Genomic DNA, 26,158 nt, shown 5'->3' with positions numbered 1-26,158 from the left:
GGAAACCGGCACGATTCGGTCAGCACCACGGGCATTCCCCGAATTTCCGCGACCCCTTCCGACGATGGGTGAACTATGTCTTCCCTGCCTGCTCCCGGTGAGCCGATCGCGGTGGTCGGCATGTCCTGCCGGCTGCCCGGCGCCGCCGGCCCGGCGCGGCTGCGCCGGCTGCTGGCCGAAGGCCGCGAAGCCGTCGGCGCGGTCCCGCCGGGCCGGTGGCCGGACGGCGACGGCAGCGGCCGAGCCGGCTTCGTGTCCGATGTGGACGGTTTCGACGCGCCCTTCTTCGGCATCTCCCCGCGCGAAGCCGCGGCGATGGACCCGCAGCAGCGGCTGGTGCTGGAGCTGGCGTGGGAGGCCTGCGAGGACGCCCGGATCGCCCCCGGCACGCTGCGCGGCAGCGGCACCGCCGTCGTGGTCGGCGCGATCAACGGCGACTACGCGCTGCTGCACGACCGCCTCGGCGCCGGGCCGCACACGCTCACCGGCACCCACCGCAGCCTCATCGCGAACCGGGTCTCCTACCTGCTCGGGCTGCGCGGCCCCAGCCTGACCGTCGACTCGGGCCAGTCGTCGTCGCTGGTGGCGGTGCACCTGGCCGCCGAGCAGCTGCGCCGCGGCACGGCGGCCGTCGCGCTCGCCGGCGGGGTGAACCTCAACCTCCTGAAAGCGGGCACCGAGACCGTCGACCGCTTCGGCGCGCTGTCCCCGCAGGGGCGCTGCCACACCTTCGACAGCCGCGCCGACGGCTACGTCCGCGGCGAGGGCGGCGGCCTCGTGGTCCTCAAGCCGCTGAGCACCGCGCTCGCGGACGGCGACCGTGTCCACGCGGTCCTGCTGGGCGGGGCCGTGAACAACGACGGCGGCGGCGCGGGCCTCACGGTGCCGCGGGCGGCGGCGCAGGCCGAGGTGATCCGGCTGGCCTGTGCCGACGCCGGAGTCACGCCGGCCGACGTCCAGTACGTCGAGCTGCACGGCACCGGCACGCCGGTCGGCGACCCGATCGAGGCCGAAGCCCTCGGCGCCGCGTTCGCCGGCGACCGTCCCGAGCCGCTGCCGGTCGGTTCGGTGAAGACCGTGGTCGGTCACCTCGAAGGCGCCGCCGGCATCGCCGGGCTGCTGAAAGTGCTGGTGTGCCTGAAAGAACGCCGGCTCACCCCGAGCCTGAACTTCGCCACGCCGAACCCGGCCATCCCGTTCGAGACGCTGAACCTCGAAGTGGTCCACGAAGGCCGGGACTGGCCGCGGCCGCAGGACCGGCTCGTCGCCGGGGTCAGCTCCTTCGGTGTCGGCGGCACCAACTGCCACCTCGTCGTCGCCGAAGCTCCGGTGGTCCCGCACCCCGAGAACGTCACCGCCGTCGCCGCAGTCGCCGCCGGCGACGTCCCGCTCGTCCTTTCGGCTCGTTCGGCCGCCGCCCTGCCCGCACAGGCCCGGGCGCTCGCCGAACACCTCGCCGATCACCCGGACCTCGCCCACGGCGATGTCGCCCGGTCGCTGCTGCGCACCCGGGAGCTGTTCGAGCACCGCGCGGTCGTGTTCGACGACCTCGCCTCGCTGGCCGCAGGCACGCCGTCGGAGCACGTCGTGACCGGGCGGACCGCCGACGGCACCGACGTCCTCGTGTTCCCGGGGCAGGGTTCGCAGTGGCCGGAGATGGCCGTCGCGCTGCTGCGCGACTCGCCCGTGTTCGCCCGCCGGATGACGGAGTGCTCGGCCGCGCTGGCGGAGTTCGTGGACTACGACCTGCTCGGCGACCTCCGCGCCGGGACCGCCGACCTCGGCCGCGTCGACGTCGTCCAGCCCGCGCTCTGGGCCGTCATGGTGTCGCTGGCGGAGGTCTGGCGCGACGCCGGGCTCACGCCGTCGGTCGTGGTCGGGCATTCCCAGGGCGAGATCGCCGCCGCCACCGCGATCGGCGCGCTGTCCCTCTCGGACGGCGCCCGCGTGGTCGCCTTGCGCAGCCGCGTGATCGCCGGGATGCCGCCCGGCGGCGGGATGCTGTCGGCCGGCGCGCCCGAGGACACGGTCCGTCCGCTGCTGCCCGCCGCGGTGTCGGTGGCCGCGGTGAACGGCACGCGATCCGTGGTGCTGTCCGGGCCCGCCGACGCACTGGCGCGGCTGCACACCACCCTCACCGAGGCCGGCTACCGGGCGAAGATCCTGCCGGTCGGCTACGCGTCGCACTCGGCCGCGGTCGACCCGCTGCGGGAGGAGATCCTGCGGCTCCTGGCCCCGGTGCGCCCGGTGTCCACTCCGGTCACGTTCGTCTCGGCGCTCACCGGCGAGCCGTTCGACACCGCGGGGCTCGACGCCGGGTACTGGTTCGAAAGCCTGCGGCGCCCGGTCCGGTTCGCCGAAGCGACCGCCGGGGCACTGGCCGCCGGCGGCGCGCGGTTCGTCGAGTGCAGTCCGCACCCGGTGCTGCTGGGCAGCATCGAGGAGACCGCCGAAGCCCACGACCGTCCGGTGGCCGTGGTCGGCACGCTCCGGCGTGCCGACGGCGGCGGCGACCGCCTGCGGCGCAGCTTCGCCGAGGCGTTCGCCGCCGGGGCCGGGGTGCGCTGGGAGGTGCCGGGCGAGCGCCTGGTGGACCTGCCGACGTACGCGTTCCAGCGGACCCGGCACTGGCTCGGCGAGGAGATCGCCGCCGCACCGGTCGCCGTCGATCCCACGCGGGTGGCCGACTTGGTGCTCGCCACGGCCGCGGCCGTCCTCGGCCACGACGGCACCGGCGGCATCGACCCCGCGTGCACGTTCAAGGACCTCGGCTTCGATTCGGTGAGCGTGGTGGAGCTGCGCACCCGGCTGCAGGCCGCCACCGGGCTGAAGCTGCCGACCACGCTGCTGTTCGACTTCCCGACGCCGAACCACCTCGTCGCGCACCTGCGCGGGCGGCCAGGTGCGGCCGAGCCCGCACCGGAGACGGCGCCGCGGCAGGACGACCCGATCGCGATCGTCGCCATGGGCTGCCGCTTCCCCGGCGGCATCACCTCCCCCGCCGAGCTGTGGGACCTGGTCGCCACCGGTGGCGAGGCCGCCACCGAGCTGCCCGTGAACCGCGGCTGGGACCTCGACGCGCTCCTCGGCGACGCGGCCGGGCCCGGTTCGTGCGCCACCCGGTTCGGCGGGTTCCTCCACGACGCCGACCGGTTCGACCCCGCGTTCTTCGGCCTGAGCCCGCGCGAGGCCCTGGCCATGGACCCGCAGCAGCGGGTGCTCCTGGAGATCAGCCAGGAGGCGATCGAGCGCGCCGGCCTCGAGCCGGGCTCCCTGTCCGGGACCGACACCGGCGTCTTCGTCGGCGCGATGGCGATGGACTACGGCCCGCGGCTGCACGAGCCCACCGGCCTGGTCGACGGCCACCGCCTCACCGGCACCTCCCCGAGTGTCGCGTCGGGCCGGATCGCCTACACCTACGGGCTGCGCGGCCCCGCGCTGACGGTCGACACCGCGTGCTCGTCGTCGCTGGTCGCGATCCAGCTGGCCGCCGACGCGCTGCACCGCGGCGACTGCTCGCTGGCCCTCGCCGGCGGCGTCACCGTGATGGCCGCCCCCGGCAACCTCGTGGACTTCACCCGCCAGAACGGGCTTTCGGCCGACGGCCGCGCGAAGGCGTTCTCCGCCGACGCCGACGGCACCGCGTTCGCCGAAGGCGCGGGCATGCTCGTCCTGGAGCGCCTGTCCGACGCCCGCCGCCACGGCCACCCGGTGCTGGCGCTGCTGCGCGGCGGCGCGACCGGCTCCGACGGGGCCAGCAACGGCCTCACCGCGCCCAACGGCCAGGCGCAGCAACAGGTCATCCGCCGCGCGCTCGGCGCCGCCGGACTGTCCACCCGGGACGTCGACGTCGTCGAGGCGCACGGCACCGGCACCGCGCTGGGCGACCCGATCGAGGCGCACGCGCTGCTGGCCACCTACGGACAGGACCGCGAAACACCGCTGTGGCTGGGATCCCTCAAGTCCAACATCGGCCACACCCAGGCCGCGGCCGGCGTCGCCGGGGTGATCAAGATGGTCGAGGCGCTCCGCCACGACACGATCCCGCGCACCCTGCACGCCGACGTGCCGAGCCCGCACGTGGACTGGGCGAGCGGCCGGGTCGAGGTGCTCTCGGCCGCCCGGCCGTGGCCCGACCACGGCCGCCCGCGCCGGGCGGCGGTGTCGAGCTTCGGCATCAGCGGGACCAACGCGCACGTCGTCCTGGAAGCCGCACCCGCCGAAGAGCCGGCGCCGCCGCACGCCCATCCCGGCGCCGCGCCGCGAGCCCGGACCACCGACATCGCCGCCACCACGGCGGCGCCCACCGAGCCGTCGCGTGCCGACACCGCCGCCGACGACAACCGCGCCGCGACCGCGCCAGTGGCCGCCGAGGCGCCGCACCCCCACCCCGATCCGGCCCTCCGCCCCCAGGCCACCGACAGCACCGCGGCCGCCGGGCCGCTGGCCTGGCCGCTCCACGCCCACACCGACACCGCTCTGCGCGCCCAGGCCGCCCGGCTCCGGACCTACGCCGAAACCGCCGCCGACACCGACATCGCCGCCACCGCGCCGCTGCTGGCCCGCCGCCGTCCCGGGGCCTGCCGTGCGGTCGTCGTCGCCGACGACCGGGCCGAACTGGTCGCGGCCCTCGCTGCCCTCGCCGACGGCGCCCCGCACCCCGCGCTCGTCACGGGCACCGCAGCCGGTGCCACGAAGCCGGTGTTCGTCTTCCCCGGCCAGGGCGCGCAGTGGCCGGGGATGGCCGCCGAGCTGCTCGCCGCGGACGCCGGGTTCGCACGGCTGCTCACCGACGCCGCCGAGGCGCTGCGGCCGCACACCGGCTGGTCGGTGCTCGACGTGCTCACCGGCGCCGAAGGGGCGCCGGACCTGGAGGGGACCGAGGTCGTGCAGCCGGTGCTGTTCGCCGTGATGGTCGCCCTCGCCGGACTGTGGCAGGCCGCCGGGGTCGCCCCGGCCGCGGTGGTCGGCCACTCCCAAGGCGAGCTGGCCGCGGCCGTCGTCGCCGGGGCGCTGCCGCTCGCCGACGCCGCCCGGATCATCGCCGTGCGCAGCCGGCTGCTCACCGCCGAACTGGACGGCACCGGCGGGATCCTCGCCGTCGGCCTGCCCGTGGCGCAGGTAACGGAGCGCCTGGCACCGTGGGCCGGGCGGCTGTGGCCGGCCGTGGACAACGGCCCGGTGGGCACCGTCGTCGGCGGCGAGCTGGCCGCGATCGAGGAGTTCGCGGCCGCCTGCGCGGACGTCCAGATCCGGCGCACGCCGGTGGCGTACGCCGCGCACACCCCGCACGTCGAGGCGGTCCGCGACGCCCTGCTCGCCGAAATCGGCGACCTGGCGCCCGCCGACACCGCGACCACGATCTGCTCCTCCTGCACCGGCGGCTTCCTGCCGGGCTCGGAGCTGTCCGCGGGCTACTGGTACCGCAACCTGGCCGAGCCGGTCCGCTTCGACGCCGCCGTGCGCGCCTTCGCCGGCTACCGGCGGCCGCTGTTCGTCGAGGTCAGCCCGCACCCCATCCTCGCCGGCGCGGTGCAGGAGATCCTGGCCGACGCGGGCATCGACGGCACCGCCGTGGGCACGCTGCGCCGCGGGGAAGGCGGACGACGGCGGTTCCTGCTCGCCCTCGCCGCGGCGCACGTGCGGGGCGCCGCAGTCGACTGGCCGCGGCTGCTCGGCCCGGTCACCCGCCACCCGGACGTGCCGACCTCGGCGTTCGACCGGCAGCGCTACTGGCTCACCGGCCGTTCCGGTGGCCTGCTCGGCGCCCCCACCCCGGTCGCCGACGGCGACGGGTTCGTCGCCACCGGGCGGATTTCGCGCACTTCGCTGCCGTGGCTGACCGGGCACTCGGTCCGCGGCACGGTCCTGTTCCCGGGCACCGGGTTCGCCGAGCTGGCGCTCGAAGCGGCGGCCGGGTGCGGGAGCGTCGAAGACCTCACGCTGGAAGCGCCGCTGGCGCTGCCCGCGTCGGGCGCCGTCGAAGTCCAGGTCGGCCTCGGCGGCGCGGACGACCGCGGCCGGCGTCCGCTGACCATCCACTCGCGACTCGGCGACGGGCCGTGGACGCGGCACGCGACCGGGACGGTGAGCCCGGAGCGGTCTCCGGTCACTCCCCTGCCGGTCTGGCCGCCCGCCGGGGCGGAGCCGGTCGACCTCGACGGCGCCTACGCGCGGCTGGCCGAACGCGGCTACGAGTACGGGCCGGCGTTCCGAGGGCTCACCGCGCTGTGGCGCGCCGGCGACGACCGGTACGTCGAGGTGGAGCTGCCCGCCGACGGCGAGTTCACCGCCCACCCCGCGGTGCTCGACGCGGTGCTGCACGCGCTCGTGCTCGACGGCACCGAGCTGCTCCTCCCGTTCTCCTTCGGCGGCCTGCGGGTCACCTCGCCCCTGCCGGGCTCGGTGCGGGCCCGGCTGTCCGGCTCCGCGACCACCGGCGTCGAAGTCACCCTCTACGACACCACCGGCACCCCGCTCGGGGGCGTCGAATCGCTGCTGCTGCGGCCCGCTGCCCGGACGGGTGTCACCGCGGAGCTCTACCGCGTGGAATGGACACCGGCGTCGCGGCAAGACGGCGCCGACCGGGAGTGGACCGTGATCGGCACGGAGCTTCCCGAGGTCGTCCCACCCGTCGTGCTCACCACCGCGCACGAGCTGCCCGCGGTGCTGGACCTGGTGCAGCGCTGGCTGCTCGACGAGCGCTTCGACGGCTCGAAGCTGGTGTTCCTGCAGGACCCGGCCTCGCCCGAAGGCGCACCGGTGTGGGGTCTGGTGCGGTCGGCGATCGCCGAGCACCCCGGCCGGTTCGCCCTCGCGGGCGCCCGGCCCGGCGCCCCCCTTGCCGCCGCGCTCGACGCCGACGAGCCGCAGTTCGCCGTGCGCGACGGCGTGGTGCTCGTGCCCCGGCTGGCCCGGTGCGCGGCGGAACCCGCCACAGTGGACTTCGGGACCGGCACCGTGCTGGTCACCGGCGGCACGGGCGGGCTCGGTGCCCTCGTCGCCGAACGGCTCGTGACCGGGCACGGCGTCCGTGACCTGCTGCTGGTTTCGCGCCGCGGCGGCGCCGTCCCGGCCCGGCTGGCCGGTCTGGACGCCCGTGTCCGGGTCGTCGCGGCCGACGTCGCCGACCGGGCCGCGGTGGCGGCGGTGCTGGCCGGCGAAACGCTCACCGGGGTCGTCCACGCGGCCGGGGTTCTCGACGACTCGACCATCACCGGGCTCACGCGGGCGCAATTGGACACCGTGCTGCGCCCCAAGCGCGACGCCGCCTGGCTGCTGCACGAGCTCACCGAAGACCAGCCCCTCGCGGCGTTCGTGCTGTTCTCCTCGATCGCCGGGGTGCTCGGCAACCGCGGCCAGGCGAACTACGCCGCCGCGAACGCGTCCCTCGACGCGCTGGCGGAGCACCGGGCCGCGCGCGGGCTGCCGGGCGTGTCGATCGCGTGGGGCCTGTGGGACACGGCCACCGGCATGACCGCCGCGATGAGCTCGACGGACCGCGCGCGCCTCACCGGCGTCCGGCCGATCACCGAGGCACAGGGGCTCGCCGCGTTCGACGCCGCGCTCGGGCTGTCCGGCACGGTGGTGGCGTCCACCTGGGACACCGCGGCGCTCCGGGCGGCCGACGAGGTTCCCGCTGTGCTGCGGAGCCTGGTCCCGGTGCGCCGCGCCCGCGCCGTCGAAGCCGGGCCGGCGGCCGCGCCCGGCCTGGCCGGGCAGCTCGCCGGGCTGGACCGGGAAACGGCCGCCGCGACGGTCACCGGTTTCGTCCGCACCGAGGTCGCCACGGCGCTCGGGCACCGGTCGCCGGCGTCGGTCGAGCTCGCGAAGCCGTTCAGCGAGCTGGGGATCGACTCGCTGACGTCGGTGGAGCTGCGCAACCGCATCGCGGCCGGGACCGGGCTGCGGCTGCCCGCGTCGCTGCTGTTCAACCACCCGACCGTCGAACTGCTCGCCGCGCACCTGCTCGGCGAGCTGCTCCCACCGCCGCCCGACCCCGTGCAGCGGCTGCGCGAGGCGCTCGGCGAAGTCCTGCCCGGCGCGGGCGCCGAGGAGCGCGTCCGGGTGGCGGAGGTGCTGCGGGAGGCCCTGGACGGGCTCGGCGACGCCGGCGAACCGGCGCTCGGGCTCGCCTCGGACGACGAGCTCTTCGCCTTCATCGACAAGCTCTGACCTTTTGCGAACGGATAGGGGTTCGGTTATGACCGGCGAAGAAAAGCTTCGCGACTACCTGAAGCGGGCGACGGTCGAGCTCGCGGGCGCGCGCCGCCGGCTGGCCGAGTACGAGGCCCGCGAGAGCGAGCCCATCGCCGTGATCGGCATGTCGTGCCGGTTCCCCGGCGCCCCGGACGTCGAAGCGTATTGGCGGCTGCTGCGCGAAGGCCGCGCCGCCGAAGTCGGCGACGTGCCCGCCGGCCGGTTCGACCACCTGCCCGACACCGGCGGCACCCGGCGCCGCGGCGCCTTCCTGTCCGAAGTGGACGGCTGGGACGCCGGGTTCTTCGGTTACGCCCCGCAGGAAGCGCTGCGGATGGACCCGCAGCAGCGCCTGCTGATGGAGCTGGCGTGGGAGGCGATGGACGACGCCGGCACCCCGGCGCCGCGGCTGGCGGGCAGCCGCACGGGCGTGCTCCTCGGCTTCTCCGACGCGTTCCAGTACGGCCAGGTGGAGGCGGAGCGCGAAGGCACCGGCGTGTACGCCGACCCGTACATGGGCCAGGGCAGCCTCGCCAGCGTCGTCGCCGGGCGGCTGGCCTACCACTTCGACCTGCGCGGCCCCGCGTTCTCGCTGGACACCGCGTGTTCGTCGACGCTGGTCGCGGTGCACCTCGCGGCCCGCGCGCTGCGGGCGGGCGAGTGCGACTACGCGCTGGCCGGTGGCGGATTCCTGGCGTTGCACCCGTTCCTGTACGTCTACAGCAGCCGCAACGCGCTGCTGTCGCCGACCGACCGCTGCCACACGTTCGACACGAGCGCGGACGGCTACATGATGGGCGAGGGCGGCGGGATGGTGGTGCTGGCGCGGCTGTCGGACGCCGTGCGCGACGGCCACCGCATCCGGGCGGTGATCCGCGGCTCGGCGGTCAACCAGGACGGCCGCAGCAACGGCCTGACGGCCCCCAACCGCAGCGCCCAGGTCGAGGTGATCCGCCGGGCACTGGCCGACGCGGGTGCTGCACCCGGCGACGTCGACTTCCTGGAAGCGCACGGCTCGGGAACCCCGCTGGGCGACGAGATCGAGCTGGGCGCCCTGGGCGACGTGTTCGGCGGCCGCCCGGCCGGCCGCCCGCTGACGGTGGGCGCGGTGAAGACCAACATCGGCCACACCCACACGGCGGCCGGGATCGCCGGGCTGATCAAGACGGTCCTGGTGCTGGAGAACGGCGAAATACCGGCCAACCTGCACCTGAGCGACCCGGCGGAGCAGGTGCTGGCGAACGAGGCGGTCCGGCCGTCCACGGGGCCGGCTTCGCTGCCGGACCACGGGCGCCCGGCGGTGGCGGGGGTCAGTTCGTTCGGCTGGTCGGGAACGAACGCCCACCTCGTCCTGGAGGCGGCACCCCCGGCCGAGCCCCGCCCCGAGGCGGTGAAGCCGACGGCCGAGCTGATCCCGGTCTCGGCCGCCTCGGAAGCCGCGCTGCGCGCGCAGCTCACCCGCCTCGCCCAGATCACCACACCAACCACCCGAGTTACGCCTCCAATCACGCGAGACACGGCTCCAATCACGCGAGATACGGCTCCAGTCACGCGAGATACGCCTCCGATCACGCGAGTCGACCGTCCAATCACGGGTGTCGACCTCCCCATCACGCCAACCGACTCCCCAGGCACGCGAGCCGACCTTCCGGGTACGCGAACCGACCGTCCAAGCACGCCAACCGACTCCGCAAGCACGCCGACCGACCGTCCGGATACGCCGGCGACCCCGGCCGCGAACCTGACCCTGGCCGACCTCGCGCACACCCTGCGCGAAGGCCGCGCCCCCCTCGACCACCGCCGGGCCGTGGTCGCCACCAGTCTCGAGGATGCCGTCCGGCAACTCACCTCTGCCGCGCAATCTCCCGGCGTGCACCGCAAGCCCGGCACGCCGAAGATCGCCTTCCTCCTCCCCGGCGTGGGGGACCAGTACCGCGGCCTGGCCACCCAGCTCTACCGCGACGAGCCCGTTTTCGCCCAAGCCGTCGACGAATGCTGCGCCATCGCCGCCGAGCGGTGCGAGGTCGACCTGCGAGCCGCCTTCTTCGCGGAACCGCGAGCCATCGAGGCGTCGTTCTTCGGGGCCGGCCAGGCGGATGAACTCCTCGACCGCGCCGAGGTCGCGCACCCCCTCCTCTTCACCGTCGAGTACGCGCTCGCCCGGCTGCTCGCCGACCGGGGCGTCCGGCCGGACCTGCTCGTCGGCTACAGCCTCGGCGAGTACGTCGCCGCCTGTCTCGCCGGGGTGTTCACCCTCGGCGACGCGCTGCACGTCGTCACCGGGCGGGCCCGGCTGATCGGGCGCGCGCCGGCGGGCCGGATGCTCGCCGTCGCCGCCTCCGCGAGCCGGATCGCCGAAGCGCTCAGCCCGATGCGAGTCGACGTGGCCGCGCTGAACGGCCCGCAGATGACCGTCCTCAGTGGATCACCGGCCGACGTCGAAGCCGCGGCCGCGCAGCTCAAGGAAGCCGGACTCGCCGCGCGGGTCCTGCGCTCGGCCCACCCGTTCCACTCCACGCTGCTGGAACCCGCCCGCGCGGAACTCGCCGAGCTGGTCGCGTCGGTGCCCCGGCAGGCACCGCGGATCCCCCTCGTCTCGAACGCGACCGGCACCGCGCTCACCGACGCCGAGGCGATCGACCCGCAGTACTGGGCCGGGCACCTCTGCCGTCCGGTGCGCTTCGCCGACGGCGTCCACCACTGCGCCGGCGAGGACGTCGACGTCTACGTGGAACTCGGCCCGGGGCAGACGCTGGGCGGCCTGGTCCGCCAGAACCAGGCCGGCGCCCGCCCCGCCGTGCTCGGCACCCTGCCCGCGCCGTGGCCCGTCGAGGACCGCCCCGCCGAAGGCACCGCGCTGCTGGACACCCTCGCGCGGCTGTGGGAACTGGGCGTCGCGGTCGACTTCACCGCCCTGCGCGGGGACGGCCGCACCGTGAGCCTGCCCGGCTACCCCTTCCAGCGCACGAAGTTCTGGCCGCAGGCGACGCGGAAAGCCCCCGAACCGGTCGAAGACGCCGGCCGGCTCTACGCACCGGTGTGGCGCCTCGACCCCACCCGCCCCACGACGACGCCGCAGGGCTCGCTGATCACCACCAACGGCGAACTCGCCACGCTGGCCGCGCGAGCGGGGATGACCGTCGGCACCGATCCGGCCACGCTCCCCCAGCCCCTGCACGTCGTGCACGACGGCGGCTTCGACGACCTCCTCCGGACCGTCCAGGCCCTGGACGGCCACGACGTCCGGCTCCTGACCGTCACCACCGGCGCGGCCGAGATCACCGGCGGCGACCTGACCGCCCCGGACGCCGCCCTGGTGCACGGCCTCGGCCGCGGCGTCCGGGCCGAGTACCCGGGCCTGCGGTGGCGCGGCGTCGACGTCGAACCCGGCACGCCGGCCACGCACCTCCTCGACGAACTGGCCCGCCCGTGGCCCGACGACCCTGCCGCCGAACCGGTGCTCGCCGGCCGGCGCGGCGGACGCCGTCGCCTCCAGGAGTACACCGAGATCACCCTCGACGAGGCCACGCCGGACTGGGGCGGCACGCACGTGATCACCGGCGGCACCCGCGGGCTCGGCCTGATCGTCGCGAAGCACCTCGTCCGCCGCGGCGCCCGCAAGCTCGCCCTGATCAGCCGCACCGGCGAAGCGGACCAGGCCGGCCTGGCCGAGCTGAGCGACGCCGAGGTGCTGCTCATCAAGGCCGACGCGGGCGTTCCGGAGCAGCTGCGGGCGGCGCTGGCGGAAGCCAGGACGCGGTTCGGCGAGCTCGACTCGATCGTGCACGCCGCGGGCCTGCCGGGCGGTGGGCTGGCCCAGCGCCGGACCGCCGAGGACATGCACCGGACGCTCGCGCCGAAGGTCCAGGCGATCGGCCCGCTCCTGGAAGCACGACCCCGGCGCCTGGTCCTGTTCTCCTCGATCGTCACGGTCGTCGGCGGCATCGGCGAAGCCGACTACTGCGCGGCCAACAGCGTCCTCGACGCCCACGGCGCCGCACTGTCCACAGCGGACACCCAGGTGGTGACCGTCGCCTGGGGGCACTGGCAGCACGACGCCTGGGCCGACGCGGCCACCGGCGAAGCCCGCCTGGCCTACCGCCGCCGCTACGGCTTCACCGCCGAGGCCGGGTGCGCGCTGCTCGACAAGCTCGTCGGCAACGGCGTCCGCGGCACGGTCGTGGCCCTGCGCCAGGACCTGCCGGCGGCCCGTCGCGAGCTGGCCGCCCTCAACGACCTCGGCGGGCTGCTCGAAGCGGCCCCGGCGCCGGTCACGCGCTACCCGCGGCCGCCGTTGCGCACCGAGTACGCCGCCCCGCGTGGCGAGCTCGAGACGGACATCGCCGGTGTCTGGGGCGAGTTCCTGGGCATCGACGCGGTGGGCGTGCACGACCCGTTCTTCGACCTCGGCGGCAACTCGCTGGTCGGCATGGCCATGGTGGCGGCGCTGGAAAAGCGTCTCGGCCGCCGGATCGCCCCCGCCGTCCTCTTCGGCCACCCCACCGTGGCCGCCTTCGCCGCCGCCCTGACCGACACCGACTCCCCCGCCCCGCGGGCGGCGACCACCGGCTCGGCGCGCGGCCAGCGGCGCCGCCTGGCCGGCACCCGGAAATGAGGGACACCGTGACCGACACCAGCAGCGAGCTCTCCCCCACGGACATCGCCGTGGTCGGCATGGCCGGCCGCTTCCCGGGCGCCGACGACGTCGGCGCCCTCTGGGAGACCGTCCGCGCCGGCCGCTCCGGCATCACCCGCTTCACCGACGAGGAACTCCTCGCCGCGGGCGTGCCCGCCGACCGGCTCGGCGACCCGGCCTACGTCAAGGCGGGCGCCGTCGTCACCGGTGTCGAGGAATTCGACGCGGGCTTCTTCGGGATCAACCCGAAGGAGGCCCAGATCCTCGACCCGCAGCACCGGCTCTTCCTGGAGCACAGCCAGCACGCCCTGGAGGACGCGGCGTGCGACCCGGCGCGGTTCGACGGCGCGATCGGGGTGTTCGCCGGCTGCGCGTGGAGCACCTACCTGACCCACAACCTCACCCCGGCGGACGCGGCCCGCGAGATGGGCGAGATCGCCATCGCCCTCGGCAACGACAAGGACACCCTGGCCACCCGGGTCTCGCACACCCTCGGCCTGTCCGGCCCCGCGTTCAGCATCCAGAGCGCCTGCTCGACGTCGCTGGTCGCGGTGTGCGTCGCGGCGAGCAGCCTGGCGAACTTCGAATGCGACGTCGCACTGGCCGGTGGCGTGTCGATCGGGGTGCCGCACCGCGTCGGCTACCTCTACCAGCAGGGCGGTATCGCGCCGCCGGACGGCGAGTGCCGCGCGTTCGACGCCGCGGGCCTGGGCGCCCCGCTCGGCGGCGGCGTCGGCGTGGTCGCGCTGCGCCGGCTGGAGGACGCGCTCGCCGACGGCGACCGGGTGTATGCGGTGCTGCGCGGCTGGGCGGTCAACAACGACGCCGGCCGCAAGGTCGGCTTCACCGCGCCCGGCGTCGAGGGCCAGGCCACGGTGATCGCCGAGGCGCTCGCCGCCGCCGGGCTGGAGCCCGCGGACATCGGGTACGTCGAGGCGCACGGCACCGGCACCGCACTCGGCGACGCCGCCGAGCTCGCCGCGCTGCAGCAGGTCTTCGCGGGCCGGTCGCTGCGCATCGGGTCGGTGAAGACCAACGTCGGGCACCTCGACCGCGCCGCCGGCGTGACGAACCTGATCAAGGCCGCACTCGCGCTCCACCACGAGGAGATCCCGCCGACGCGCAACCTCGGCACCCCCAACCCGCAGCTCACCGCGGGCGGCGCCGAGCTGACCGTGGTCACCGAGCGCACGCCGTGGCCGCGCACGGACACCCCGCGCCGCGCCGGCGTCAGCGCGTTCGGCATCGGCGGCACGAACGCCCACGTCGTGCTGGAGGAGGCACCGCTGCCGGTGGCCGCCGAGGCCACGGGCGGACCGGAACTGCTGGTGTGGTCGGCCCGGTCGGCCGCCGCCGCGGACGCGGCCACCGCGAACCTCGCCGCGCACCTGGCGGGCTCCGGCGACGCGCTCGCCGACGTCGCCCACACACTCCAAAGTGGACGAACGACGTTCGGGCACCGGCGGATGCTGGTCGCCGGTTCGGCGGCCGAGGCGGCGCGATCGCTGCGCGAAGGGGTCGTGTCGGCTTCGAGCGACGCCGGCACGGGTCGTCGTGTCGGGTTCCTCATCGCGGGCACCGGCGAGCAGTACCCGGGCCTGGCCGCCGAGCTGTACGAGACGGCGCCGGTGTTCCGGGCCGAGCTGGACCGCTGCCGCGCGCTGCTGGACACGTCCGTGCTGGACGAGGTGCTCGGCGAGCGGGAAGGCTCCGGCGGGCTGGCCGCGCTGCTGGGCCGCAGTACGGGCACCGACCGCGCGGGCGACCGCACCGAAGTCCTGCACCCGGCGCTGTTCGCCGTCGAGTACGCACTCGCGCAGCTGGTGCGCTCGTGGGGTGTCGAGCCGTCCGTGCTGGCCGGCTACAGCCTCGGCGAGTACGTGGCCGCGTGCCTGGCCGGGGTGCTTTCGCTCGAGGACGCCCTCGCGCTGGTGACGCACCGGGCGAAGCTGATCGCCGCCCTGCCCGGTGGGGCGATGGCGGCCGTGCCGCTGCCCGCCGACGACGTGCGCGCCCGGATCGCGGGCACGGACCTCGACATCGCGGCGCTGAACGGACCGCAGCTCACCGTCGTGTCCGGCACCGCCGAGGCGATCTCCGGGCTGAGCGCGTCGCTGGCGGCCGAAGATGTGCCGTGCCGGCCACTGGCCACGACGCACGCCTTCCACTCCCGGCAGCTCGCCGGTCTGCGCGACGAGCTGACCGCGTGGGTCGCCGCTCACGTCAGGCTTTCCGCGCCCGCCGTCCCGTATGTCTCCAACGTGACCGGGGAGCTGGTCACCGACGCGCAGGCGACCGACCCGGCGTACTGGGCCGAGCACCTGTGCGCCCCGGTCCGGTTCGACGACGCGCTGGCCACCCTGCTGGCCGACGAGGACCTGGTGCTGCTGGAGCTCGGCCCGGGCCGCTCGCTGGGCGCGATGGTGCGCGGGCACCGGGCGTGCGCGCCGAAGCGCTGGGCCGCGGTGATCCCCACGCTGCCGGGGGCCGACGACCCGGTGCCGGCGACATCGGCGCTGGCCGAAGCGGCCGGGCGGCTGTGGCTGGCCGGGGTGGACCTCGACTGGACCGGCGTCCGCGGCGGCCGCGGGGCCCGGCGGGTCGGCCTGCCCGGGTACCCGTTCCAGCGCTCGCGCTACTGGATCGACGCGCCGGGGACGGTCACCCCGGAGGTCCCGCGCCTGGCTGCCGAACCCGACGAGCACGTGCAGCTGCTGACGCCGTCGTGGCGCCCCCAGCCGGCGCACGGGGCCGGGACCGTGGGCCGGGTCGCGATCCTGCCGGACTCCGGTGGCGTCGCCGCCGCGCTCACCGCCCTGCTCGGCGAGGTGGTCACGCCCGCCGAAGCGGACACGGTGGTCGACCTGTCGGTGCTCGACGTCGACGACGACGTGGCAGCGGTGCACGCGGTCTGCCGCACCCTGGCCACGGCGGCGGGCGACGGGTCACGCGCGGCGCGGGTGCTGGTGGCCACCCGCGCGGGCCAGGCGGCCGGGACCACACCGCCGGTCGGCGCGGGGCAAGCGGCCGAGCCCGCCCCGGCGGGCCGGGCCGCCGGAGCGACCGCCGCAGGCACCCCCAGCCCGGCACGCCCGCTCCCCGCCCCGGCCGCCGCAGAAGCCGGAGCAGCCACGCCCGGCCGGGTCTGCCCGCCGGCCCGGCCCGCGGAGGCCGACGGCCGGGCGGAAGTCGCCGACGCGTGCTCGGCCATCCCCGGCCCGGTGCGCCCGCAGGCTCCGGCCGCGCGGGCCGGCCGGGTGCGGCCGGCGCAGGCGGCGGTGGCCGTGCTGCCGGTGGTCGCCAACCAGGAACACCTGAACCTCGATGCGGGCACCGTCGACCTCGACCCGGCTCTCGGGCCGGCCGAAGCCGCCGCCGTTCTCGCCGCCGAGCTGCGCTTGCCCGGCACTCCGCTCGTCGCCTACCGCGGTGACCAGCGGCTCGTGCCCGACTACCGCCCGGCCGAACCCGCCGCCGCGCCGGCGATCCGGGCCGGCGGCAGCTACCTGATCACCGGCGGCCTCGGCGGCGTCGGGCTCACCGTGGCCGAGCACCTCGTCACGCGCGGCGCGCGCCAGCTCGTGCTCGCCGGCCGCAGCGGGGGCACCGATGCCGCCGTGGCGCGGCTCCGCGCGCTGGGCGCCGAGGTCCACACCCCTCGCCTGGACGTCGGCGACCCGGCCGCGGTGCGGGCGCTGCTCGCCGAGGGCCGGTTCGACGGCATCGTGCACGCCGCCGCGGACTCCGACCCGGCCGGGTTCCGTCCGCTGTCCGAAGTGGACGAGGCCGGGATCGCCCGGCACTTCGCCGCCAAGGTCGGCGGGGCGCGGGTGCTGGCCGCGGCGCTGGCCGAGCTGCCCGCCGCGGACCGTCCCGAGTGGACGCTGCTGTTCTCGTCCACCTCGGCGCTGCTCGGCGGGGTCACCTTCGGCAGCTACGCCGCCGCCAACGCCGCACTGCTGGCCGAAGCCCACGGCCGTCCCGGCTGGCTCGCCGCCGCCTGGGACACCTGGCCGGGCACCCTGGACCGGCTCGACGGCCGCCTCGGCGCCACCATGGCCAAGCACGCCATGACCCGGGCCCAGGCCCTGACGGCCTTCGACCGCCTCACCGCCCACCCGGGCTCCGCGGTGATCGTCGCCGCGGGCGGCCTCGACGAGCGCCTTCCCGGCGCCGCGAAGCCCACGAAGCCGACGACCGCCGACCGGTTCCCGCGGCCCGACCTGCCGCAGCCCTACACCCCGCCGATGACCGCCACCGAACGCGGCCTCGCCGAGGTCTGGTCGGCCGTGCTGGGCGTCGAGCCGGTCGGCACCCGGGACAACTTCTTCGACCTCAACGGCAACTCGCTGCTCGCCCTGCAGATGCTCGCGCTGGTCAAGGAACGCTTCGGGGTCGCCATCCCGACCGTCACGCTGTTCGAGCTGCCGACCGTGCAGGCGCTCGCCGCCACCCTCGACGAACAAGCCCCGGTCGTGGCCCCGGCCGCGCCGGTCGTCGTGGCGGATCCGGACGACGACGAGCTGGACCGGCACATCGCGATCGTCGGCATGGCCGGCCGGTTCCCCGGTGCGGGCACGGTCGGCGAGTTCTGGCGCAACCTCTGCGACGGCGTCGAGTCGATCACCTTCTTCGAGCCCGACGAGCTCATCGCCGCCGGTGTCGATCCCGCGCAGGTCCGCGACCCGGCCTACGTGCCGGCACGGCCGGTGCTCGACGACGTCACCGGCTTCGACGCCGCGTTCTTCGGCCTCAGCCCGCGCATGGCGGCGCTGACCGACCCGCAGCAGCGGCTGTTCCTCGAGGTCTGCTGGGAGGCCCTGGAGCAGGCCGGGTACGCCCGGCCCGGCGACGAACGCGGCCGGGTCGGTGTGTTCGGCGGCTGCAACCTTTCCACGTACCTGCTCGGCATCGCCGGGCAGTTCACCTCCGACGCCGACGCCAGCATCTACGAGCTGGTGATGGGCAACGACAAGGACGCGCTCACCACCACCGTGTCCTACCTGTTCGACCTGCGCGGCCCGAGCATGGCGGTGCAGACGTTCTGCTCGACGTCGCTGGTGGCCGTGCACACCGCGATGCGCAGCCTGCGGGCCGGCGACTGCGAAATGGCGCTCGCCGGTGGTGTCTCGGTCCGTGTGCCGGACCGGATCGGGCACCTGCACTCCCCCGGCGGCCAGGAGTCGCCGGACGGGCACGTGCGCACCTTCGACGCCCAGGCGCACGGCAGCATGTTCGGCGACGGCGCCACCGTCGTCGTGCTGAAGAAGCTCGGCGCGGCCCTGCGCGACGGCGACCACATCTGGTCGGTGATCCGCGGTTCGGCGATGAACAACGACGGTGCCCTCAAGGTCGGCTACACCGCGCCGAGCGTGGGCGGCCAGTCGCGGGTCATCGCCGACGCCATGGCCGACGCCCGGGTCGCCGCCGAAGACGTCGGGTACGTCGAGGCCCACGGCACCGCGACCGAGCTGGGCGACCCGATCGAGGTCGCCGCGCTGACCCGCGCGTTCGGGGACACGGCCGAAAAGCAGTACTGCGCCCTGGGCTCGGTGAAGCCGAACGTCGGGCACCTCGACCGCGCCGCGGGCACGGCCGGGCTGATCAAGGCGTCGCTGGTGGTCCGGGAGGGCCTGATCCCACCGACGCTGCACTACACCGCGCCGAACCCGGAGATCGACTTCGCGCACAGCCCGTTCCGGGTGGCCGCCGAGCTCGCGCCGTGGAACACCGACGGCGGCCGTCCGCGGATCGCCGGGCTCAACTCGCTGGGCATGGGAGGCACCAACGTGCACGTCGTCGTCGAACAGCCGCCCGACCGGCCCGCGCCGCCCCCGGGCGACCCGGACACCGAACGCCGCCACCAGGTGCTGCCGGTGTCGGCCCGCACCGCGGACGCGGCCGACGCGGCGGCCCGGCGCCTCGGCGAGCACCTCGCCGGGACCCCGGACGCGCGGCTCGCGGACGTCGCGTTCACCCTGCAGGAGGGGCGCAAGACGTTCGAGCACCGGCGGGTCGCCGTGGCGTCCGATGTGGACGGTGCGGTCGCGACGCTGACCGGCGCGCCCGCCGCCCGGGTCGAACCGGTGCAGGGCCGGCCGGTGGCGTTCCTCTTCGCCGGTGTCGGCGAGCAGTACCCCGGCCTGGTCGGTGAGCTGTACCGGCGCGAACCGGTGTTCCGCGCCCACCTCGACGAGTGCCTGGCACACCTCGATGCCGACGGCGACCTCGTCACCGGCGAACGCGGCGGCGGGCCGAGCATGGCCGCGCTGCTGGGCCGTTCCGGCGACGAAGACCCCCGCGCCGAACGGCTGCAGCGGACCGAACTCGCGCAGCCGCTGATGTTCGCCGTCGACTACGCCCTGGCCCGGACGCTCGTGGACTGGGGACTGCGGCCCGCCGCGATGCTCGGCTACAGCCTCGGCGAGTACGTCGCCGCCTGCCTGGCAGGCGTGCTCTCGCCCGAGGACGCCTTGGCGCTGGTCGCCAAGCGAGCGGAGCTGATCGCCGCGCTGCCGGGCGGGTCGATGGCCGCGGTGCCGCTGTCCGCCACCGAGCTGGAGGCGCGGTTCGGCCTCGCCGCCCGCGGGCTCGACGTCGCCGCGGTGAACGGCCCGGAGCTGATCGTCGTGGCCGGGGAGACCGCCGCCGTCGAACAGCTCGCGCTGGACCTGCGGGCCGCGGACGTCCCGTGCCGTCCGCTGCGCACCAGCCACGCCTTCCACTCGCGGATGCTGGCACCGGCCGCCGCCGGGCTGACGGCGTGGATCGCCGCCAACGTCACGCTGAACGCGCCCGAGCTGCCCTACCTGTCCAACGTGACCGGCGGGCACGCGACCGCGGAGCTGGTCACCGACCCGGCCTACTGGGCACGGCACATGGGTGAGACCGTGCGGTTCGCCGACGCGGCCGCCGAACTCCTGGCCGACGAGCACCTGGCCGTCGTCGAAATCGGTCCCGGGCCGTCGCTCGGCGCGCTGCTGCGCGGGCTGAGCCCGGCGAGCCGCTGGCCGATGATCACCGCCACGCTGCCCGCCGCGGACGACCCGCGGCCCGCCGACGAGGTGCTCACCGACGCTCTCGCCCGGCTGTGGCTGCTCGGCGCGGACCTCGACTGGTCGGCCTACCACGGCCGCGGCACCGCGACGCCGGTCTACCGCGGGTCCGCCCCGGGCCGCGTGCCGCTGCCGACCTACCCCTTCCAGCGGCAGCGCTACTGGATCGAAGCGAAACCGGCGGCGGCCGGCGGCACCCGGGTGGAGACGCCCGGCGCCGACGGGCCCCTGGAGGAGTTCGACCGGATCCCGCTGCTGCCGGAGGAGCAGTGGATCAACCTGCCCGTGTGGCGCCAGACCTCGGCCGCGCCCGTCGCGCCGCAATCCGCGTCCTGGCTGGTGTTCGCCCGTCCCGGCCGCGCCGAGGACGTCCTCGACGGGATCCGCCGCACCGGCGACCCGGTGACCGTGGTCCGGCCGGGCGCGGGGTACCGGCCGGGCCCGGACGCCACCGTCCGCCCCGGCGACGTCGGCGACCTGCTGAAGCTGCTGCGCGACCTCAAGCGCGGCGGCACCCGGCTCGACCGCGTCGTCCACCTGTGGAACCTCGACGACGGCGACTCCCTCGCCCTCGGCCTCCACACGCTCGTCGCGCTGGCCCGCGCCGCCGGTGAGCTGGGCCTCGGCGGCTGGACGCTCGACCTCGCCGCCACCGGCACCCAGCGCGTCCTGCACGACGGCGAGCTCCGGCCCGACGCGGCCACGCTCACCGGCCCCAACCTGGTGATCCCGATGGAGTACCCGGGCGTGCAGACGCGGCTGATCGACGTCGACGCGGCCGCCGGCGCCGCCGCGGTGGTCGCCGAACTGCACCGCCCGGCTCCCGGCCGCACGGTCGCGCTGCGCGGGTCGCGGCGCTGGCTGCCCGGCTACGAGGTCCTGTCACCGCAACCGATCGACCAGGCCAAGGACGTGCTGCGCGAGCACGGCGTCTACCTGATCACCGGTGGCCTCGGCGGGATCGGCTTGGCGATGGCCGAGCGGCTGGCCCGCGACAGCCACGCGAAACTGGTGCTGTTCGGCCGCCGCGGCCTCCCGCCGCGCGAGCGCTGGGCCGGGATCGCCGAGGGCACCGACGAGATGCCCGGCACGATCCGCGACCGCGTCGCCCGTGTGCTGGCGGTCGAGGAGCTCGGCGGCGAGGTGGTGGTCGTCGAAGGCGACGTCGCCGAGGAGGCCGACGTGCGGCGCGCGGTCGCCGTGGCCCTCGAGGAGTTCGGGGCGCTGCACGGCATCCTGCACACCGCGGGCGTGCCGGGCACCGGGCTGATGCAGTTCAAGGAGCCCGGTGACGCCGACCAGGTCCTCGCGCCGAAGCTGCCCGGCTCCCGGGCGCTCAGCGCGGCCACCGCCGGGCTGGACCTCGACTTCGTCGCGCTGTTCTCCTCGATCACCTCGGTCACCGGCGGCGGACCCGGCCAGGTCGACTACTGCGCCGGCAACGCGTGGCTCGACGCCTACGCCGCCTGCGACGGCGGCCGCACGGTCTCGATCTCGTGGGGCGAGTGGACCTGGAACGCCTGGGACGAAGGGCTTTCCGGGTACGAGGAGGACATCCAGACCTACTTCCGCGAGCACCGCGCCAAGTTCGGCATCGACTTCGAGCAGGGCTGGCGCACGCTGCTGCGGGCGCTGGCCTCGGGCGAACCGCACGTCGTGGTGTCCACCCAGGACCTCCCCGCGGTGACCGCCGTGGCGGCCCGGTTCAGCGTCGACGCGGTCACCTCGGCGGCACACGGCGGCGCGTCCGCCGATCGCCACCCGCGGCCGGAGCTGGTCACGCCGTTCCAGGAGCCCGAGGGCGACGCCGAACGCGCGGTCGCCGAGGCGTGGTGCGAAGCGCTGCGGCTGGACCGCGTCGGGGCGTCCGACAACTTCTTCGAGCTCGGCGGCACGTCCCTGCTCGGCATCTCGCTGCTGGCGACGCTGCGCACCGCGTTCCCGGACGCGGAGCTGCCGCCGCACATCATCCACGAGGCCCCCACCGTCGCCGCGCTCGCGAAGATCGCCGCCGGCGGCCCGGAGGCCCCCGAACCCGCTCCCGACAGCCAGGCGCAGGGACAGCTGCGCCGCTCCGGGATCAAGGCCGCGGCCGCCCGACGGCGCCGGGCCTGAACTCCAAGTCAGTCCACAGAAAGGGAACAGTCATGGCAGTCACGGGAGTGGTGGGCGCCGGCGTCATGGGCATCGGCGTCGCCCAGGACTTCGCCGCCGCCGGGCACGAGGTCGTGCTGGTCGACACCGACGAGCGGATCCTCGACGAGGCCCGCGCCGCGATCACGCGCAACTGCCGGCTCAGCCGGCTCATGGGCGGCCCCGCGCTCGACGCGGACGAGATCCTCGCCCGGATCACCACCGCGGTCGGCCTGGCCGCGCTGGACAAGACCGAGATCCTCGTCGAGAACGTGACCGAGGACTGGGCCATCAAGGCCGCCGTGCACGCCGAGCTCGACGAGGTCTGCGGCCCGGACACGGTGATCATCGCCAACACCTCGGCCGTGCCGATCACGCGGATCGCGTCGGTCGGGAAGAACCCGGGCCGCGTCATCGGCGTGCACTTCATGAACCCGGTGCCGCAGAAGCCCGTCGTCGAGCTGATCCCCGGCTTCCACACCACGCCGGAGACGATCCTGCGCACCCGCGAGCTGCTGACCAGCATCGGCAAGCGCTGGGTCGACGTGAAGGACGCGTCGGGCTTCGTGTCCAACCGCGTGCTCATGCTGACCGTGAACGAGGCCGCCTACCTGGTGCACGAGGGCGTCGCCACGGCCGAGTCGGTCGACGAGGTGTTCCGCGGCTGCTTCGGCCACCCGATGGGTCCGTTGGAGACGGCCGACCTGATCGGCGTCGACACGATCCTCTACAGCGTCGAGGTGCTCTACGAGCACTACGCCGACTCGAAGTACCGCCCGTGCCCGCTGCTCAAGCAGATGACCGACGCCGGCCTGCACGGCCGCAAGTCCGGCCGCGGCTTCTACACCTACAGCTGACCACTTCCCCGGAAACCGAAGGAGCACCTGCCATGTCCGAGACCACCGGCGACATCCTCGCCTTCATCACCGGCCGCTTCCCGCAGGCGGCGATCACCGAGACCGAGGACATCTTCTCGCTCGGTTACATCAACTCCCTGTTCGCCATGGAGCTGGTGATGCACCTGGAGAAGACCTTCGGCGTCACCATCCCCAACGACGAGCTGCGGATCGACAACTTCCGCACCGCGGCGGCGATGACCGAGCTGGTCGGCCGCCTGCGCCCGGCCGCGACGGTGGGCTGAGCCGTGCCGGAGGTACTCACCGCGGTCCGCGCGCCCGGCCGCGAGGCCGCGCGGGCCTTCGTCGACGAGCACGTCGTGCCCTTCGCCGACGCGTGGGACAAGGCCGGGCGGATCCCCGAGGACCTGCTGGACAAGATCGCCGAAGCCGGGCTGTGGGCGCCGTTCCTGCCGCCCGCGCTCGGCGGCGCCGGCACGGACATGGTCACCCTCGGCGAACTCCACGAGGAGGTCGGCCGCGGCTGCTCGTCGGTCCGCAGCCTGCTGACCGTGCACACCATGCTCTCCTGGGCGTTGCTGCGCTTCGGCACCGAGGCGCAGCAGCACCGGTGGGGCCCGGAGCTGGCGAGCGGGCGCGTCCTGGGCGCGTTCTGCCTGTCGGAGCCCGGCGCGGGCAGCGACACGGCCGCGATCACCACCACCGCCACCCCCGAGGGCGACGGCTGGCGGCTCGACGGCCTCAAGAAGTGGACCACCAACGGGCAGCGCGCGGACCTGTTCCTCGTCTTCGCGAAGGGCCCGGCCAGCACGGTCGCGCTGCTCGTGCCGCGTGACGCGCCCGGCGTCACGGTCACCCCGATCGACGACATCCTCGGGACCCGCTCGTCGATGCTGGCTTCCATCGGCTTCGACGGCGTCCGGCTGGGCGCCGACGCGCTGCTCGGGCCGAGCGGCTTCGCCTCCGGCATGGTCCTCACCGGCACGCTCGACCTCGGCCGCTACAGCGTCGCGGCCGGGTCGGTGGGCATCATCCAGGCCTGCGCCGACACGTGCGCGGACTACACGACCCGGCGGACCGTCGGCGGCACGGCGCTCAAGGACCTGCCGCTGATCCAGGCGAAGCTGTCCGACATGGTCACCGACGTCCGCGCGGCCCGGCTGCTGCTGGCCGAGGCCGGCCGGCTCAAGGACCGGGGCGACTCGGCCACGATCATGGCCACCTGGGTGGCGAAGTACTTCGCCTCCACCGCGGCCGCGAAGCACGCGTCGGAGGCCGTGCAGGTGCACGGCGCCAACGGCTGCAGCGGGGACTACCCCGTCGCCCGGTTCTACCGGGACTCGAAGGTCATGGAAATCATCGAGGGCAGCACCGAGATCCAGCGGATGACCATCGCCGCCGAGGCCTACCGGAAGCAGGTACCGTGACCAGTCTCATCGAGCCGGCGGCCGTGGCGAAGCCGGTGCAGGGCAAGATCAAGTGCGTGGTGTGGGACCTCGACAACACCGTCTGGGACGGGGTTCTTCTGGAGGACGGCGAAGTCCGGTTGCGCCCGTGGGTGGTCGAGCACGTCAAGCGGCTCGACGCGATGGGCGTGCTGCACTCGGTCGCCAGCAAGAACGACCACGAAGCCGCGATGGCGAAGCTGCGCGAGTTCGGCCTGGACGAGTACTTCCTGTTCCCGCGCATTTCGTGGAACGCGAAGTCGGTGTCGATCGGCCAGATCGCGCTAAAGCTCAACCTGGGGCTGGATGCGTTCGCGTTCGTCGACGACCAGGAGTTCGAGCGCGCCGAGGTGGCGTTCGCGCTGCCGCAGGTGACCACTGTGGACATCCTGGAGGCCGACGAGGTGTTGCGGCGTCCGGAGTTCGCGCCGCGGTTCGTCACCGACGAGTCGGCGCAGCGGCGTGGGATGTATTTCAGCCAGCTCGCGCGCGACGACGTCGAGGCGGACTTCGCGGGCACCGGGGAGGACTTCCTCGCGAGCCTGGACCTGCGGTTCACCATCGCGCCGGCCCGGCGGGAGGACCTGCAGCGGGCGGAGGAGCTGACCGTCCGCACCAACCAGCTCAACTCGACCGGGCGGACCTACTCCTACGACGAGCTGGACGCGCTGCGTTCCTCGGACGACCACGTGCTGCTCGTCGCGTCGCTCACCGACAAGTTCGGCTCCTACGGCAAGATCGGCCTGGCGCTGCTGGAGAAGGGTTCGCCGGACTGGCGGCTCAACATGATGCTGATGTCGTGCCGGGTGATGTCGCGTGGGGTCGGGACGGTGCTGCTGGGCCACGTCATGGGCCTGGCTCGCGCGGCGGGCGCGGGGCTGCGCGCGGACTTCGTCGAGACGGGACGCAACCGGATGATGCAGATCACCTACGCGTTCAGCGGGTTCCGCGAGGTTTCGCGGGACGGCGCGCACGTGGTGCTCGCGGCGGACCTTTCCGCGATCCAGGAGCCGCCGGCGTACGTGGCGCTCGAGGTGGAGTCGTGACGACGGCCGTGGCGAGCCGCTGGCTGCCGTTCCCCGCGACGGCGGGGAACGTGCGGCTGTACTGCCTGCCGCACGCGGGTGGCTCGGCGTCGGCGTTCCGCTCGTGGATCGGCCGGCTGCCCGGGGTGACGGTGTGCCCGGTCCAGCCACCCGGCCGCGAGACGCGGCAGAAGGACACCCCGCACACGGCCATGCCTTCGCTCGTCGCGGATCTGGCGGACTTCGTCCTGTCGGACGACTCACCTTACGCGGTCTACGGCCACAGTCTGGGCGCGCTGGTCGGGTTCGAGCTGGTGCGGGAGATCGCTCGCCGTGGCGGTTCGATGCCGGTGCAGCTGGTGGTGTCGGGCTGCCCGGCGCCGCAATGGCTGACCCCGGACGACCCGATCGTGGCGGGCATGGGCGACGCGGAGATCGTGGCGCTGCTGCGCACGCTGGGCGGAACACCGGAGGTGTTCCTGAACGACCCCCGCGTCCTGCGGCTCATCCTGCCGCCGATCCGCGCGGACCTGACGGTGAAGAACACGTACGCGTATGTCCCCGGGCCACCGCTGGAGCTCCCGGTGACGGCGCTGGCGAGCACCACCGACGTCCGCGCGAGTGTGGAATCGGTGCTGGCGTGGCGGGAGCAGACGGTCCGCCCGTTCCGCGGCCACGTCCTGGAGGGCGGGCACTTCGCGGTGCTGGAGCAGGAGGACGTGACCCTGGCCCACCTGGCCGCCGCCCTCCGCCCCTGGTCCTGAGCCGGGCCACCCCCGAACGTGGTGGGTCCGCCGCCAATACCCCT

8 protein-coding genes are annotated in these 26,158 nt (G+C 75.0%); all 8 read left to right on the top strand.

Features of this window, described 5'->3' with window-relative positions; all coding sequences use genetic code 11:
• The first annotated feature begins 75 nt into the window (after positions 1-75).
• From QRY02_RS09045 to QRY02_RS09010, 8 genes are read left to right on the top strand one after another with little or no spacing between them, the layout of a single operon-like run.
• A complete protein-coding gene (locus QRY02_RS09045) occupies positions 76-8,175 on the top strand; it encodes a type I polyketide synthase (protein ID WP_285991045.1) in 8,100 nt (2,699 codons plus the stop codon).
• A 28-nt stretch (positions 8,176-8,203) separates the two neighbouring features.
• Positions 8,204-12,814: a type I polyketide synthase gene (locus QRY02_RS09040; RefSeq protein WP_285991044.1), complete on the top strand. Its 4,611-nt coding sequence runs from the start codon at positions 8,204-8,206 to the stop codon at positions 12,812-12,814.
• Positions 12,815-12,822: 8 nt separating this feature from the next.
• Positions 12,823-22,005 carry a type I polyketide synthase gene (locus tag QRY02_RS09035; RefSeq protein WP_285991043.1) on the top strand — a complete coding sequence of 3,061 codons (9,183 nt, stop codon included), beginning with the start codon at positions 12,823-12,825 and terminating at the stop codon, positions 22,003-22,005.
• 32 nt (positions 22,006-22,037) lie between these two features.
• Positions 22,038-22,880 carry a 3-hydroxyacyl-CoA dehydrogenase family protein gene (locus QRY02_RS09030; RefSeq protein ID WP_285991042.1) on the top strand — a complete coding sequence of 281 codons (843 nt, stop codon included), beginning with the start codon at positions 22,038-22,040 and terminating at the stop codon, positions 22,878-22,880.
• Positions 22,881-22,912: 32 nt separating this feature from the next.
• The gene (locus tag QRY02_RS09025) at positions 22,913-23,164 is read left to right on the top strand and encodes an acyl carrier protein (RefSeq protein ID WP_043787964.1); all 252 of its coding nucleotides are present in this window, start codon (positions 22,913-22,915) and stop codon (positions 23,162-23,164) included.
• A 3-nt stretch (positions 23,165-23,167) separates the two neighbouring features.
• Positions 23,168-24,307: an acyl-CoA dehydrogenase family protein gene (locus tag QRY02_RS09020; RefSeq protein ID WP_285991041.1), complete on the top strand. Its 1,140-nt coding sequence runs from the start codon at positions 23,168-23,170 to the stop codon at positions 24,305-24,307.
• Complete coding sequence (locus tag QRY02_RS09015) at positions 24,304-25,371, top strand: HAD-IIIC family phosphatase (protein WP_285991040.1); 1,068 nt, start codon at positions 24,304-24,306, stop codon at positions 25,369-25,371. Before QRY02_RS09020 ends, QRY02_RS09015 begins: the two co-directional genes overlap by 4 nt.
• Positions 25,368-26,114 carry a thioesterase II family protein gene (locus QRY02_RS09010; RefSeq protein ID WP_285991039.1) on the top strand — a complete coding sequence of 249 codons (747 nt, stop codon included), beginning with the start codon at positions 25,368-25,370 and terminating at the stop codon, positions 26,112-26,114. The genes QRY02_RS09015 and QRY02_RS09010 overlap by 4 nt, the downstream gene beginning before the upstream one ends.
• Positions 26,115-26,158 lie beyond the last annotated feature (44 nt).

The sequence above is a fragment of the Amycolatopsis sp. DG1A-15b genome (genome assembly GCF_030285645.1).
In the GTDB taxonomy this organism is placed as follows: Bacteria; Actinomycetota; Actinomycetes; order Mycobacteriales; family Pseudonocardiaceae; genus Amycolatopsis.
Note: the sequence above shows the minus strand (reverse complement) of the source record. Positions and strands in the feature narration are given on the sequence as shown.

What these genes read in the sequence shown, in the direction of transcription:
- QRY02_RS09025 (WP_043787964.1), top strand. Translation starts at nt 22,913, where the DNA reads ATGTCCGAGACCACCGGCGACATCCTCGCCTTCATCACCGGCCGCTTC.
- QRY02_RS09040 (WP_285991044.1), top strand. Translation starts at nt 8,204, where the DNA reads ATGACCGGCGAAGAAAAGCTTCGCGACTACCTGAAGCGGGCGACGGTC.
- QRY02_RS09030 (WP_285991042.1), top strand. Translation starts at nt 22,038, where the DNA reads ATGGCAGTCACGGGAGTGGTGGGCGCCGGCGTCATGGGCATCGGCGTC.
- QRY02_RS09045 (WP_285991045.1), top strand. Translation starts at nt 76, where the DNA reads ATGTCTTCCCTGCCTGCTCCCGGTGAGCCGATCGCGGTGGTCGGCATG.